The organism is Geodermatophilus sp. SYSU D01045 (genome assembly GCF_054050295.1).
This window is the reverse complement of record NZ_JBJGZB010000034.1, coordinates 1-13600: the sequence shown is the minus strand read 5'-3', so window position 1 is coordinate 13600 and position 13600 is coordinate 1. Positions and strand designations below refer to the sequence as shown.

Genomic DNA, 13600 nt, shown 5'->3' with positions numbered 1-13600 from the left:
AGCCGACGTGGACGCGTCCGCTCATGGCGTAACGCCGCAGGCCGGCGCGCACTTCCCGGGCGGCCCCGGCCTCAGGCCGCGCTGTCGGTGACCGAGCCGGTGGGCCCGGCGGCGCGCCGGGCGGCGGCGGCGCGCACGGCCCGGGCGCTGGTGCGGCGCAGGGTCAGCGCCCGGTAGACGTAGTCGAGGCCGGTGACCAGCGTGAGCGCGACCGCGGCGGCCATGACCCACCAGCGGGCGCTGGCGAGCACGCCGGTCAGCGGCAGGGTGTACAGCCCGATGGCCAGGGCCTGGACGACGGTCTTGGCCTTGCCGCCGCGGCTGGCGGCGATGACGCCGTGCCGGATGACCCAGAACCGCAGCAGGGTCACGCCGACCTCGCGGACGAGGATGGTCAGCGTCACCCACCAGGGCAGCAGCCCGAGCACCGACAGCCCGACCAGCGCCGTGCCGGTGAGCGCCTTGTCCGCGATCGGGTCGGCGAGCTTGCCGAACTCGGTCACCTGGCCGGTGCGCCGGGCGATGAGCCCGTCGTAGCGGTCGGTGATGATCGCCAGCCCGAAGAACACCGTCGCCCACACGCGGCGGTCGTCGTCCATGCCGCCGTCGGACAGCAGCAGGACGGCGAACACCGGCACCAGGGCCAGTCGCAGCACGGTGAGCGCGTTCGGCAGGTTGACCAGCCTGGCCGACTGCGGCGGGGTCGCCGCCGGATCCGGCAGGACGGCGCTCACCGCCCGCTCACCGCCCGGCCGGGAGGGAGGCGGGCTCGAGGGCGGCCGCGACCAGGTCGACGCCCTCGGTGCCGACCACCTCGGCCACGAGCAGCTGCCCGGGCCGGGCGTCGGCGGGGACGCCGGTCACCGTGGTCGTGCCGTCGGCGTCGGGGTCCTGGTGGGCGGCGTGGCCGGCCCAGACGCCCGGGCCCTCCTCCGCCGTCAGGTCCTCGGTGAGGAGCACCTCGACGCGCTCGCCGACGCGGTCCTCGGCGCGCTGGGCGGTGAGCTCCTCGACCAGGTCGGTGATCCGCCGGACGCGGGCGTCGATCTCGGCCCGGCCGAGCTTGCCCGGCAGGCCGATCGCCTCGGTGCCCTCCTCGTCGGAGTAGCCGAACACCCCGACGGCGTCGAGGCGGCCCTCGGTGAGGAAGCGCTCGAGCTCGGCGACGTCGTCCTCGGTCTCCCCCGGGAAGCCGAGAATGACGTTGGTGCGGAACCCGGCCGTGGGCGCCAGCGACCGGGCGCGCTCGATGAGAGCGAGGAAGTCGTCGGTGCCGCCGAACCGGCGCATCCGGCGCAGCAGGCCGGGCGAGGAGTGCTGGAACGACAGGTCGAAGTACGGCGCGACGCCGTCGGTCGCGGCGATGACCTCGAGCAGGCCCGGGCGCAGCTCGGCCGGCTGCAGGTAGGCCACCCGCACCCGGGCGATGCCCTCGACCGCGGCCAGCTGCGGCAGCAGCCGCTCGAGCGAGCGCAGATCGCCGAGGTCCTTGCCGTAGGACGTGGAGTTCTCGCTGACCAGCACCAGCTCGGTCACGCCCTGCCCGGCCAGCCAGCGGGCCTCGCCGAGGACCTCGGCCGGGGGACGGGAGACGAACGAGCCGCGGAAGGTCGGGATGGCGCAGAAGGCGCACCGCCGGTCGCAGCCGGAGGCGAGCTTGAGCGCGGCGGAGGGACCCGGGGCCAGCCGGCGGCGCTGCACCCAGCCGTGACCCGGGATGGCCGGGGCCTCCACCGAGGCGGCCGCGGCGGTGCGGGCGACGGGGCTGATCGGCAGGAGCGTGCGGCGGTCGCGCGGCGAGTGCGGGACCAGCGGCCGGCCGGCGAGGACGTCGTCGAGCCGGTCGCCGATCGCGGCGTAGTCGTCGAAGCCGAGCACGGTGGCCTCGGGCAGCGCCCCGGCCAGCTCGGCACCGTAGCGCTCGGCCATGCACCCGACGGCGACCACCTCGGCGCCGCTGTCGGTGGCCGCGAGGATGGCGTCGACCGAGTCCTTCTTCGCGGACTCGATGAACCCGCAGGTGTTGACCAGCACGGCGTCGGCGCGCTCGGGGTCCTCGACCAGCCGGTAGCCGTCGGCGGCCAGGCGGCCGGCCAGCTCCTCCGAGTCGACCTCGTTGCGGGCGCAGCCGAGGGTCACCACCGCCACCGTGCGGGCAGGGCCGGTCGGGGGTGTCACCGGACCATCGTAGGCGCCGGGCGCCACCTGCCCCTGCCGGACGGGGGTGACGCCGCCCGCTCCCCCGCTCAGCCCTCGCCGCCGGGCAGGGTCCCGCCACGCAGCGTGAACAGGACCGACTCCAGCTCGTCGGGCTTGACCAGCACGTCGCGGGCCTTGGAGCCCTCGGACGGGCCGACGACGCCCCGGGTCTCCATGAGGTCCATGAGCCGGCCGGCCTTGGCGAAGCCGACCCGCAGCTTGCGCTGCAGCATCGACGTCGACCCGAACTGGCTGGTGACGACGAGCTCGACGGCCTGGCACAGCAGGTCCAGGTCCCCGCCGATGTCCTCGTCGATCTCCTTCTTCTCGCCCGCGGCGGCGCTGAAGACCTCCTCGCGGTACTCCGGCTCGGCCTGCCGCTTGGTGAACTCGACGACCGCCTCGATCTCGGCGTCGGACACGTAGGCGCCCTGGATGCGCTGCGGCTTGCCGGCCCCGATCGGCAGGAACAGGGCGTCGCCCATGCCGATCAGCTTCTCCGCGCCGGGCTGGTCGAGGATGACCCGGCTGTCGGTGAGGCTGGAGGTCGAGAACGCCAGCCGCGAGGGCACGTTGGCCTTGATGAGGCCGGTGACGACGTCGACCGAGGGCCGCTGGGTCGCCAGCACCAGGTGGATGCCGGCGGCGCGCGCCTTCTGGGTGATGCGGACGATCGACTCCTCGACGTCGCGCGGGGCGACCATCATGAGGTCGGCGAGCTCGTCGACGATCGCGAGGATGTACGGGTAGGGCCGGTACACGCGCTCGCTGCCCGGCGGGGCGGTGATCTCGCCGCGCTCGACCTTGCGGTTGAAGTCGTCGATGTGCCGCACCCCGGTGGCCCGCATGTCCTGGTAGCGCTGCTCCATCTCCTCGACCAGCCAGGCCAGCGCCGTGGCGGCCTTCTTCGGGTCGGTGATGATCGGCGTGATCAGGTGCGGGATGCCGTCGTACGGCGTGAGCTCGACCATCTTCGGGTCGACCAGGATCATCCGCAGCTGCTCCGGCGCGGCCCGCAGCAGCAGCGAGGTCAGCAGCGAGTTGATGCAGCTGGACTTGCCGGCGCCGGTGGCACCGGCCACCAGCAGGTGCGGCATCTTGGCGAGGTTGGCGGTGACGAAGCCGCCCTCGATGTCCTTGCCGAGCCCGACCACCATGGGGTGCGGGTCCTGCTTGGCCGTCTGCGAGCGCATGACGTCGCCGAGGCTGACCGTCTCGCGGTCGGCGTTGGGGACCTCGATGCCCACGGCGGACTTGCCCGGGATCGGGGCGAGGATGCGGATGTTGTCGTTGGCGACCGCGTAGGCGAGGTTGCGCGTGAGCGCGGTGATCTTCTCGACCTTGACGGCGTTCCCCAGCTCCACCTCGTAGCGGGTGACCGTCGGCCCGCGGGTGTACCCGGTGACGTCCGCGTCGACGGAGAACTGCTCGAGCACCCCGCGGATGGCCTCGACGACGGCGTTGTTGGCCTGCGACTCCTTGCGCGGCGGCGTCCCCGGCCGCAGGAGCGACACCGACGGCAGCGTGTACTCGCCCTCGACCGGCTCGATGCGCAGCTGCTCGGGCTCGGTGATCGGCTCGAGCTCCTCGGGCGGAGCCGTGCGGTCCACGACCGGCGCGCGGCGGGCGGGGGCCGGCGGCGCCGGGGGCTCGACCTGCACCGCCGTGCGGACGTCGGCGAGCGGCACGTGGTCGATCGGGCCGGTGGTGGTCAGGTCGGGCGAGTCGCCCTCGGCGAGTGCCTCGGACAGTGCCGCGCGCTTGGACCGGCGCGGCTTGACCGGCTCCTCCGGCTCCTCCTCGGCCCAGTCCTCGTCGTGGCCGTCCTCGTCCCACTCCTCGTCTCCGCCCCGGCCGGCGAGCTCGCGCAGCCGCTCGGGCACCTGGTGCAGCGGCGTCGCGGTGAGCACCAGCAGCGCGAAGACGGCGAGCAGCGAGAGCAGGACGACGGCGACCACGGCGCCGAGCCCCGCGGTCAGCGGCGTACCGACCGCCCAGCCGACCAGGCCGCCCGACCCGGGCTCCCCGGCCATCGGGTCGGCGGGGGTGCCGACGACCGAGGCGATGCCGAGCGCCGCGAGCGTGGCGCACACCCAGCCGATGGCCAGCCGGCCGCGCGCCTCCGGGCGCGGGGCGCGGCGCAGCAGCCGCAGCGCGACGAGGAACAGCAGCGCCGGCAGCACCACGAGCAGGGAGCCGACGACCCAGCGGACGCCGTCGGCGAGGCCCGCGCCCACGGGACCGATGCCGTCGAACCACGCGGCGGCGCCGAGGACGACCGCGAGCCCGAGGACGGCGAGGCCGGCGCCGTCGCGGCGGTGCTCGGGCGCGAGCGGCTCGGCCTCCTCCGGGCGGGCGATCGAGCGGGCAAGCCCGCCGGCGCCGCGGGCGAGCAGGGACCAGGCGCCCGCGGCGGCCCGGGCGGCGCCCGCGGCCGCGCCCGGCCCCTGCTTCGGGGCGGGCTTGCGGGCGGGCGGCTTGCGGTTGCCGTTGCGGGCGGGCGTGCGCGAGGCCGGCCGCTTGCCGGAGGCCGTCGACCCGGACCGCCCCTTGGGGGCCGAGCCGGCCGGCCGGCGCGAGGGCGTGGTGCGGGCAGGCATGCGTCGACGGTAGCGGCCGGCCGGCGTCCTCCCAGGAAGGCGCGTGATCGTGTCCCCGGCCTACGGTCGCTGCATGCCGACCTCCTCCCCCGTCCCGTACGGCAGCTGGCCCACCCCGATCACCTCGGCACTCGTCGTCCGCGCGGCGGCACGCCTCGGCGAGGTCGCCGTCGACGGCGGCGACGTCTGGTGGTCCGAGTCACGCCCCGGCGAGGGCGGCCGGTCAGCGCTGGTCCGGCGCCCGGCCGACGGCACTCCGGCCGACGTCCTCCTCTCCCCCTGGAACGCCCGCACCCGGGTGCACGAGTACGGCGGGGCGGCGTGGACGGTCGCCGACGGCACGCTGTGGTTCACCCACTTCGACGACCAGCGGCTGTACCGGCTGTCCCCCGGCGACGACGGACCGGTCGCCGTCACGCCCGAGCCGGAGCTGCCGGCCGGGGTGCGGTACGCCGACCTCACGCCGGAGGCCGGCGGGTCGCTGCTCGCCGTCCGCGAGACGCACACCGCCTCCGGCGCCGCGGCCGACGTCGTCGACGAGGTGGTGCGGCTGGCGCCGGACGGCACCGCCGAGGTGCTGGTCAGCGGGCCGGACTTCGTCTCCGACCCCCGGCCCGGCCCGGACGGGCAGCTGGCCTGGCTGCAGTGGGACCACCCGGACATGCCCTGGGACGCCGCGCAGCTGGTCGTCCGCGCCGCCGACGGCACCGAGACCGTGGTCGCGGGCGGTCCCGGCGAGTCGGCGGTGCAGCCCACCTGGGCCGACGACGGCACCCTCTGGTTCTGCTGCGACCGGACCGACGTCTGGTCGCTGTGGCGGTGGCGGCCGGGCGGCGAGGCGGAGCTGGTCCTCGACACCGGCACCGAGATCGCCGGGCCGCAGTGGGTCTTCGGCGGCCGCCGGTTCGTGCTGCTGCCCGGCGGCCGGGTGGTCGCCGCGGCCGGCGGCCGGGGCGGGGACCGGCTGGTCGTGGTGGAGGCCGACGGCTCCACACGGGAGGTGGCGCTGCCCGGGTGGACCGCCCTGCGGTACCTCACCGCGCTCGGCGACGGCGTCGTCTGCGTCGCCGGCAGCCCCGCGAGCGAGCCGGTCGTGCTGCGCGCGGACCTGTCCGGGCGCAGCGAGGTGCTGCGCCCGGCGCGCGACCTCGGGCTGGACCCCGCGTGGTTCTCGGCCCCGGAGCACCTGACCTTCCCGACCGAGGAGCGCGGCACCGGCATCGCCGAGGCGCACGCCGCCGTCTACCCGCCCACGAACCCTGCGGTCACCGCGCCGGAGGGCGACCTGCCGCCGCTGGTCGTGATGGTCCACGGCGGCCCGACGTCGGCCCACCCGCGCGTGCTGGACCTGGAGATCCAGTACTTCACCTCGCGCGGGTTCTGCGTGGCGCACGTCGACTACCGCGGCTCCACCGGCTACGGCCGCCGCTACCGCGACGCGCTGCAGGGCCGGTGGGGCGTCGTCGACCTCGACGACGTCGTCGCCTGCGCCCGGTCCCTCGCCGACGCCGGCCGGGTGGACCCCGCGCGCATGGCCGTCCGCGGCGGCTCGGCCGGCGGCTACACGACGCTGGCCGCGCTCACCCTGCGGCCCGGCGTCTTCACCGCCGGCGCCAGCCACTTCGGGGTGGCCGACCTCGGCGCGCTGGCCGCGGACACGCACAAGTTCGAGTCGCGCTACCTCGACGGGCTGGTCGCGCCGTGGCCCGAGGGCGCCGACGTGTACGCCGAGCGCTCGCCGATCACGCAGGTCGGCGCGCTCGACACCCCGCTGGCGGTGTTCCAGGGCGCCGAGGACCGCGTCGTCCCGCCCGAGCAGGCCGAGGTGATGGTGGCGGCGCTGCGGGAGAAGGGCGTGCCGCACGCCTACCTGCTGTTCGACGGCGAGCAGCACGGCTTCCGGCGGGCGGAGAACATCCGCGCCGCCCTCGACGGCGAGCTGTCCTTCTACGCGCAGGTGTGGGGCTTCGACCTGCCGGCCGGCGAGGGCATCGACCCGATCGAGGTCGTGCGCTAGCGGAAGGACCCCCTCCTCCCCACCCCTCGCAGGCTCGGGGCGGTGCCCTGGAGGGGGCCTCACACCTCCAGGACGGTGGGGATGATCATCGGGCGGCGGCGGTGGGTGTCGGACACCCACTTGCCGACCGTCCGGCGGATCGTCTGCGACAGCCGGTGGGCGTCGCGCTGACCGTCGGCGAGCTCCCGCTTGAGGTTGTCCTCGACCAGGTGCAGCACCTCGTCGAAGGCGCTCGGGTCGTCGGAGAAGCCGCGGGTGGACAGGTGCACCGGCCGGACGATCGTGCCCGTCGAGGGCTCGATCACCACGGTCAGCGCCACGAAGCCCTCGTCGCCGAGGATCCGCCGCTCCTGCAGCGACTCCTCGCCGACGTCGCCCACGTTGAGCCCGTCGACGTAGACGTTGCCCACCGGCACCGACCCGGTGATCGAGGCCTTGCCGTCGACCAGGTCCACCACCACGCCGTCCTCGGCGAGGAGGACCCGGTCGGCGGTCATGCCGGTCTCCTCGGCCAGCGCGGCGTGCGCCCGCAGGTGCCGCCACTCCCCGTGCACCGGCATGAGGTAGCGCGGCTTGGCGACGTTCAGCAGCGTCCGCAGCTCGCCGGCCGGGGCGTGCCCGGAGACGTGCACGCGGGCGGTCTCCTTGTGCACGACGGTGGCGCCGAGACGGGCCAGCCCGTTGATGACCTTGTAGACGGCGGTCTCGTTGCCGGGCACCAGCGAGGAGGCCAGCACGATGGTGTCGCCGGCCTCGATGGTCACCTGGTGGTGCTCGCCGCGGGCCATGCGCCCGAGCGCCGACAGCGGCTCGCCCTGCGACCCGGTGCTGATGAGCACCACCTGCTCCGGCGGCATGCTCGTCGCCTCGTCCAGGCTCACCATCAGCCCCGGCGCGACCCGCAGCAGGCCGAGGTCCCGCGCGACGCCCATGTTGCGGACCATCGACCGGCCGACCAGGGCGACCTTGCGGCCGTGCATCTCGGCGGCGTCGAGCACCTGCTGGATGCGGTGCACGTGGCTGGCGAAGCTGGAGACGATCAGCCGCTGGGTGGCGCGGCGGAAGACGTCCTCGAGCACCGGGCCGATCGCCCGCTCGGGCGTGACGAACCCGGGGATCTCGGCGTTGGTGGAGTCGGCCAGCAGCAGGTCGATCCCCTCGAGGCCCAGCCGGGCGAACGCGCCGAGGTCGGTGAGGACGCCGTCGAGCGGCAGCTGGTCCATCTTGAAGTCGCCGGTGTGCACCAGGACGCCCGCGGGCGTGTGGACGGCGACGGCCAGCGCGTCGGGGATCGAGTGGTTGACCGAGATGAACTCGCAGTGGAACGGCCCGGCGACGTGGTCGTCGCCCGCCGCCACCTCGACCAGGGTCGGCACCAGCCGGTGCTCGCGCAGCTTGGCCGCCACCAGGGCGAGGGTGAACCGCGAGCCGACCAGCGGGATGTCCCCGCGCAGCCGCAGCAGGTAGGGGATCGCGCCGATGTGGTCCTCGTGCCCGTGGGTGAGGACGACGGCGACGACGTCGTCGAGGCGGTGCTCGATGACCCCGAAGTCGGGGAGGATCAGGTCGATGCCCGGCTGCTCGGCCTCGGGGAAGAGCACCCCGCAGTCGATGACCAGCAGCTTCCCGTCGAACTCGACCACGGCCATGTTGCGGCCGATCTCGCCGAGCCCGCCCAGCGCGATGACCCGCAGGCCGCCGGCGGGCAGCGGCGGCGGCGTCTTGAGGTCCAGGTGCGGCTGACCGGCGGTGCCGGCGGTGCTCACGGTCACGGGGTGGTGCTCGCAGGGCTCACAGGGGGATGCCTCCGTCGGCGAGGTCGGCGCGCAGCTGCGCGATCTGCTCGGGCGTGGCGTCGACGAGCGGAGGGCGGACGGGGCCGGCGGGCAGCCCCAGCTCGCGCAGCGCCGCCTTCACCATGATGACGCCCTGGGTGCGGAAGATGCCGGTGTAGAGCGGCAGCAGGGTCTCGTTGACCTCGCGTGCCTTGGCGAGGTCGCCGGACTCGACCGCGGCGATGAGCTCGGCGATCCGGGGGCCGGCCAGGTGGCCGACGACGCTCACCACGCCGACGGCGCCGAGGGCCAGCATCGGCAGGTTGATCATGTCCTCGCCGCAGTAGTAGGCGAGGTCGGTGCGGGCCAGGGTCCAGGCGAGCGCGCCGAAGTCGCCCTTGGCGTCCTTCACCGCGACGATGCGCGGGTGCTCGGCGGCGCGGACCAGCGTCTCCACCTCGATCGGCACGACCGAGCGGGGCGGGATGTCGTAGAGCATCACCGGCAGGTCGGTGGAGTCGGCGACCGCGGTGAAGTGGCGCAGCAGCCCGGCCTGCGGCGGCTTGTTGTAGTACGGGGTGACGACGAGCAGGCCGTCGGCGCCCAGCCGCTCGGCCCGGCGCGCGTTCTCGATGGTGTGCGCGGTGTCGTTGGTGCCGACGCCCGCGACCACGGAGGCGCGGTCGCCCACCGCGTCGATGACCGCCTCGAGGACGGCGTTCTGCTCCCCGTCGCTGAGCGTGGGGGCCTCCCCGGTGGTGCCGAGGACGACGAGGCCGTCGTGGGCCTGCCGGTCTACCAGGTGCGCGGCCAGCTCCTGGGCCCCGGCGAGGTCGATCGAGCCGTCCTCCGCGAGCGGGGTGACCATCGCCGTGACGACGCGTCCGAACGGCCGGGCGGGGTCGGTGGTCATGCGGAGGAATCTACCGACCGGCCGTGAGCGTCCCGGTCCCGGCAGCGTCGCGCCGGAACTCGGAGACGGCGTACCGCAGGCCCGTCGTCGAGGTGGTCCAGCCCTCGTCCGGCGTCCGGGACACGCGCCGCCAGCCGCCGTCGGGGACGGGGGCGCGGGTGTCGCCGTCGACCGCCAGGTCGACGTCGGTGACGACCAGCCGCCCGGCGTGCGGGAGGAAGGCCGCGTAGACCGCCGCGCCGCCGATCACCCAGCAGTCGGGGTGCGCGGCGAGGACGTCGGCGACCGAGCCGGCCCGCTCGGCGCCGTCGGCGGACCAGGCCGGGTCGGTGGTGAGGACGACGTTGACCCGGCCCGGCAGCGGCCGGTTGCGCGCGGGCAGCGACTCCCAGGTGCGCCGCCCCATGACGACGGTGCCGCCGCTGGTCAGGCGCTTGAACAGCCGCAGGTCCTCGGGCAGGTGCCAGGGCAGGGCGCCGCCGGCGCCGATGACCCGGTCGTGCGCCTGCGCCCAGACGAGCGAGACGGTCACACGGCCACGGCGGCGCGGATGGCCGGGTGCGGGTCGTAGCCGTGCAGGGTGAGGTCCTCGAAAGTGTGCTCGAACAGCGACGGCGCCGGGGCGATCTCCAGCGTCGGGAACGGCCGGACCTCGCGGGAGAGCTGCTCGCGCACCTGCTCGACGTGGTTGCTGTAGACGTGGCAGTCGCCGCCGACCCAGATGAACTCGCCCGGCTCCAGCCCCACCTGCGCGGCGACCATGCGGGTCAGCAGCGCGTAGCTGGCGATGTTGAACGGGACGCCGAGGAACATGTCGGCGCTGCGCTGGTAGAGCTGGCAGGACAGCCGGCCGTCGTGGACGGCGAACTGGAACAGCGCGTGGCAGGGGGCCAGCGCCATGTCGGGCAGCGCGGCGACGTTCCACGCCGACACGACCATGCGGCGGGAGTCGGGGTCCTCCCGCAGGGTGTCGAGGACGCCCTGGATCTGGTCGACCGTGCCGCCGTCGGGGGTGGGCCAGGAGCGCCACTGGACGCCGTAGACCGGCCCGAGGTCGCCGTCCGCACCGGCCCACTCGTCCCAGATGGTGACGCCGTGCTCCTGCAGCCAGCGGACGTTGCCGTCGCCGCGCAGGAACCACAGCAGCTCGACCGCGACCGACCGGAAGTGCACCTTCTTCGTCGTGATCAGCGGGAACGACGCCGACAGGTCGTAGCGCAGCCGCTCCCCGAACGTGCTGACCGTGCCGGTCCCGGTGCGGTCGGACTTCGGCGTGCCCGTCTCGAGGATCCGCCGCAGGAGGTCCTCGTACTGCGTGTCCACCGGACCGTTGCTCACCACGGGCGTCGAGCCTAGGCGACCACGGAGCGGGGAGCGGGCAGCGCGGCGGTGAGGTCGGCCGCGAGGTCCCCGCGCTCGGCCACGGCCACGTCGTCGAGTTCCAGCCAGTCCGCCATCAGCCGCAGCTCCGCCGCCAGCGCGGCGGCGACCTCCGCGCGGTCGACGCCGTCCTCGGCGTGGGTGGCCTGCGCCCGCAGGACGCCGGCCTGGCGGTCGGCCTTGAGGTCGACCCGCGCCACCAGGCGGTCGCCGAGCAGGAACGGCAGCACGTAGTAGCCGTGCACCCGCTGCGCGGCGGGCGTGTAGATCTCCAGCCGGTAGCGGAAGCCGAAGATGCGCTCGACCCGCGGCCGCTCCCACACCAGCGAGTCGAACGGGGACAGCAGCGCGCGGGCGCGGATCCACCGCGGCCGGCGGGCGCCGGGGTCGAGCCAGGCGGGTGCACCCCACCCGGCCACCTCGACCGGCAGCAGCTCCCCGGCGTCGGCGAGCTCGGCGATCGCCTGCCGCGTCTGCACCGGCTTCAGCCGGAAGTAGTCGCGCAGGTCCCGCTCGGTGGCCACGCCGAGCGCGCGGGCGGCGGTGCGCACGAGCTCGCGGACGGCGTCGGCGGGGTCCGGCGTCGGCGCCTGCACGACGGCGGCGGGCAGGACCCGCTCGGTGAGGTCGTAGACCCGCTCGAACGACGTCGTCCGCGCCCGCGCGGTGAGCACGCCGGTGTAGAAGAGCCACTCCAGGGCCACCTTGCCGGCGTGCCAGTTCCACATCTGCCCGGGCCGGTCCGGGCGGGGCTCGTCCAGGTCGCTGGCCTTCGTCGGACCGCCCTGCCGCACCCGGTCGAGCACCTCGGCGACGTAGCCCGGCCGCTCGCGCTGGATGCGCACCATCGAGCCCCACGCGTGCTCCTCGGCGGCGGCCATGCGCCAGCGCAGGTGGGGGTGCAGCCGAACCGGGAGGAAGGACGCCTCGTGCGCCCAGAACTCGAACAGCTCGTGCCGGCGGGCGGTGAAGTCGTCGAGGGCCGCCCGGCGGTAGGCGCCGAGCCGACTGAACGCCGGCAGGTAGTGCGACCGGGACAGCACGTTGACCGAGTCGATCTGCACGACGGCGAGCCGGTCGACCATCCGCCGCAGCTGCCGGCTGTCGACGACCCCGGTGGGGCGCGGGTCGGCGAAGCCCTGCGCGGCCAGGGCGATGCGCCGGGCGAGGGCGGCGGGCAGCCGGTCGGCGACGGGGGCGGGCACGCCGCCGATCCTGCCGTGCACCGGTGACGGTCCGCCTCCGCGCTCCCCCGACCTAGGCTGCCCGGCGTGGACCCCCGCCCGGCCTTCCCGCGCCTGACCGGCACCGCGGACGTGTCCGTGCGCCCCGCCGTCGCCGCGGACGCCGCCGAGGTGGCGCGCGTGCAGGGCGAGACCTGGCGCACCGCCTACCGCGACGTCCTGCCCCCGGCCGCGCTCGAGGGCTGGGACGCCGCGGCCGCCGAGGCGGCCTGGGCCGCGGCGATCACCTCGCCGCCCACCGCGGCGCACGGGGTGCTGGTCGCCCTCGACGACGGGCGGGTGGTCGGCTTCGCCGCGTACGGTCCGGCCGAGCTGTCCGACGGCGAGCGGCCGCACCCGGCCGGCCCGACGACCGAGCTGGCCGTCCTCCTGGTGGAGCCGCGGTGGGGACGCCGCGGGCACGGCAGCCGCCTGCTCGCGGCGGTGGCCGACCTGGCCGCCGGCACCGGTGCGGCGCGGCTGACCGCCTGGGTTCCCGAGGCCGACCGGGTCACGGCCGGCTTCCTCGAGTCGGCCGGGTGGGACCGCGACGGCTGGGCACGCACCCTCGACGCCGCCGGCACCCCGCTGCGCGAGGTCCGCTGGCACACCCTGCTGGGAGGAGACGCATGACGTTCCAGGGCTTCCCCGACGAGGGCCTGGTCTTCTACGAGGGACTGGAGGCGGACAACTCCAAGACCTACTGGACGCGGCACCGCGCCGTGTACGACACCTGCGTCAGGGCGCCGATGCAGGCCCTCGTCGACGAGCTGGCCGCGGAGTTCGGCCCGGCGAAGCTCTTCCGCCCCTACCGGGACGTCCGCTTCAGCAACGACAAGACGCCGTACAAGACGCACCAGGGCGCCGTCGCCAACCCGGAGGGCCGCGGCGCGGGCGCCTGGTACGTCGAGATCTCCGCCGCGGGACTGCGCGTCGCGGGCGGTGCCTGGCGGCTGGAGTCCGACCAGGTCGAGCGCTACCGGCGGGCCGTCGCCGACGACGTCCAGGGCCCGCGACTGCGGGACGAGGTGGGCCGCCTGGCCGCGGCCGGCTGGACCGTCGGCGGTGACCGCCTCACCCGGGTGCCCAAGGGCTACGACCTGGACGGCGACGACGCCAGAGCGGACCTGCTGCGGCACCGGTCCCTGCACGCCAGCCGGCTCTTCGACTTCGCCGAGTGGCTGCACGGGCGAGAGGCGCTGGAGCAGGTCCGCACCGCTTGGCGGGACCTGGTGGCGCTCAACGCCTGGCTAGCGGACAACGTCGGCGCGACGACGAAGGAGGTCCGCCGCCGCTGATCGGCCGTCCCTTGCCGTTCTGACGGAATGCAGTGGGGCCCCGCACCGGGATCGGTGCGGGGCCCTGCTGAATGGTTGTCCGGCGGCGTCCTACTCTCCCACCCCGTCTCCGGGGCAGTACCATCGGCGCTGAGAGGCTTAGCTTCCGGGTTCGGAATGGGTCCGGGCGTTTCCCTCTCGCCATGGCCGCCGTAA

General features: G+C 75.2%; 11 protein-coding genes and 1 rRNA gene. 3 read left to right on the top strand and 9 right to left on the bottom strand.

Annotated elements, in window-relative coordinates:
• Nucleotides 1–71: 71 nt before the first annotated feature.
• The 3 genes from pgsA to ACI798_RS20655 all read right to left on the bottom strand — a co-directional run bounded on the left by pgsA (nt 72) and on the right by ACI798_RS20655 (nt 4799).
• Nucleotides 72–734 carry a CDP-diacylglycerol--glycerol-3-phosphate 3-phosphatidyltransferase gene (pgsA, locus tag ACI798_RS20665; RefSeq protein ID WP_457048837.1) on the bottom strand — a complete coding sequence of 221 codons (663 nt, stop codon included), beginning with the start codon at nt 732–734 and terminating at the stop codon, nt 72–74.
• A 7-nt stretch (nt 735–741) separates the two neighbouring features.
• Nucleotides 742–2178: a 30S ribosomal protein S12 methylthiotransferase RimO gene (gene rimO, locus ACI798_RS20660; RefSeq protein ID WP_457048836.1), complete on the bottom strand. Its 1437-nt coding sequence runs from the start codon at nt 2176–2178 to the stop codon at nt 742–744.
• A gap of 68 nt (nt 2179–2246) precedes the next feature.
• On the bottom strand, nt 2247–4799 hold the full coding sequence (locus tag ACI798_RS20655; RefSeq protein WP_457048835.1) for a DNA translocase FtsK: 2553 nt from the start codon (nt 4797–4799) through the stop codon (nt 2247–2249).
• A gap of 73 nt (nt 4800–4872) precedes the next feature.
• Here ACI798_RS20655 and ACI798_RS20650 point away from each other — a divergent pair, with 73 nt between their 5' ends.
• Nucleotides 4873–6816 (top strand): dipeptidyl-peptidase 5, encoded by a 1944-nt coding sequence (locus ACI798_RS20650; protein WP_457048834.1) that lies wholly within the window; start codon nt 4873–4875, stop codon nt 6814–6816.
• Nucleotides 6817–6875: 59 nt separating this feature from the next.
• Here the strand turns inward: ACI798_RS20650 and ACI798_RS20645 are convergent, their stop codons facing one another.
• The 5 genes from ACI798_RS20645 to ACI798_RS20625 are packed head-to-tail and all read right to left on the bottom strand — an operon-like array spanning nt 6876 to nt 12089.
• Nucleotides 6876–8588, bottom strand: a complete 1713-nt coding sequence (locus ACI798_RS20645; RefSeq protein WP_456943246.1) for a ribonuclease J — start codon at nt 8586–8588, stop codon at nt 6876–6878.
• Nucleotides 8589–8607: 19 nt separating this feature from the next.
• Nucleotides 8608–9504: a 4-hydroxy-tetrahydrodipicolinate synthase gene (gene dapA / locus ACI798_RS20640; protein ID WP_456943247.1), complete on the bottom strand. Its 897-nt coding sequence runs from the start codon at nt 9502–9504 to the stop codon at nt 8608–8610.
• Nucleotides 9505–9514: 10 nt separating this feature from the next.
• Nucleotides 9515–10036, bottom strand: a complete 522-nt coding sequence (locus ACI798_RS20635) for a dihydrofolate reductase (RefSeq protein WP_457048833.1) — start codon at nt 10034–10036, stop codon at nt 9515–9517.
• Nucleotides 10033–10845, bottom strand: a complete 813-nt coding sequence (locus ACI798_RS20630; RefSeq protein ID WP_456943249.1) for a thymidylate synthase — start codon at nt 10843–10845, stop codon at nt 10033–10035. Before ACI798_RS20630 ends, ACI798_RS20635 begins: the two co-directional genes overlap by 4 nt.
• An 11-nt stretch (nt 10846–10856) precedes the next feature.
• Nucleotides 10857–12089: a winged helix-turn-helix domain-containing protein gene (locus ACI798_RS20625; RefSeq protein ID WP_457048832.1), complete on the bottom strand. Its 1233-nt coding sequence runs from the start codon at nt 12087–12089 to the stop codon at nt 10857–10859.
• 66 nt (nt 12090–12155) lie between these two features.
• Between ACI798_RS20625 and ACI798_RS20620 the strand changes: the two genes are divergently transcribed.
• Together ACI798_RS20620 and ACI798_RS20615 are read left to right on the top strand one after the other, a co-directional pair.
• Nucleotides 12156–12740, top strand: a complete 585-nt coding sequence (locus tag ACI798_RS20620; protein WP_456943251.1) for an N-acetyltransferase family protein — start codon at nt 12156–12158, stop codon at nt 12738–12740.
• Nucleotides 12737–13405: a DUF2461 domain-containing protein gene (locus ACI798_RS20615; RefSeq protein ID WP_457048831.1), complete on the top strand. Its 669-nt coding sequence runs from the start codon at nt 12737–12739 to the stop codon at nt 13403–13405. Before ACI798_RS20620 ends, ACI798_RS20615 begins: the two co-directional genes overlap by 4 nt.
• 77 nt (nt 13406–13482) lie before the next feature.
• On the opposite strand, the gene rrf is transcribed toward ACI798_RS20615, so the two are convergent.
• Nucleotides 13483–13599 (bottom strand): 5S ribosomal RNA (gene rrf / locus ACI798_RS20610).
• Between the last annotated feature and the right edge of the window lies 1 nt (nt 13600).

Excerpts from the sequence above, each read along its gene's own strand:
- ACI798_RS20655 (WP_457048835.1), bottom strand. The coding sequence starts at position 4,799 with ATGCCTGCCCGCACCACGCCCTCGCGCCGGCCGGCCGGCTCGGCCCCC.
- ACI798_RS20650 (WP_457048834.1), top strand. The coding sequence starts at position 4,873 with ATGCCGACCTCCTCCCCCGTCCCGTACGGCAGCTGGCCCACCCCGATC.
- dapA (WP_456943247.1), bottom strand. The coding sequence starts at position 9,504 with ATGACCACCGACCCCGCCCGGCCGTTCGGACGCGTCGTCACGGCGATG.
- ACI798_RS20615 (WP_457048831.1), top strand. The coding sequence starts at position 12,737 with ATGACGTTCCAGGGCTTCCCCGACGAGGGCCTGGTCTTCTACGAGGGA.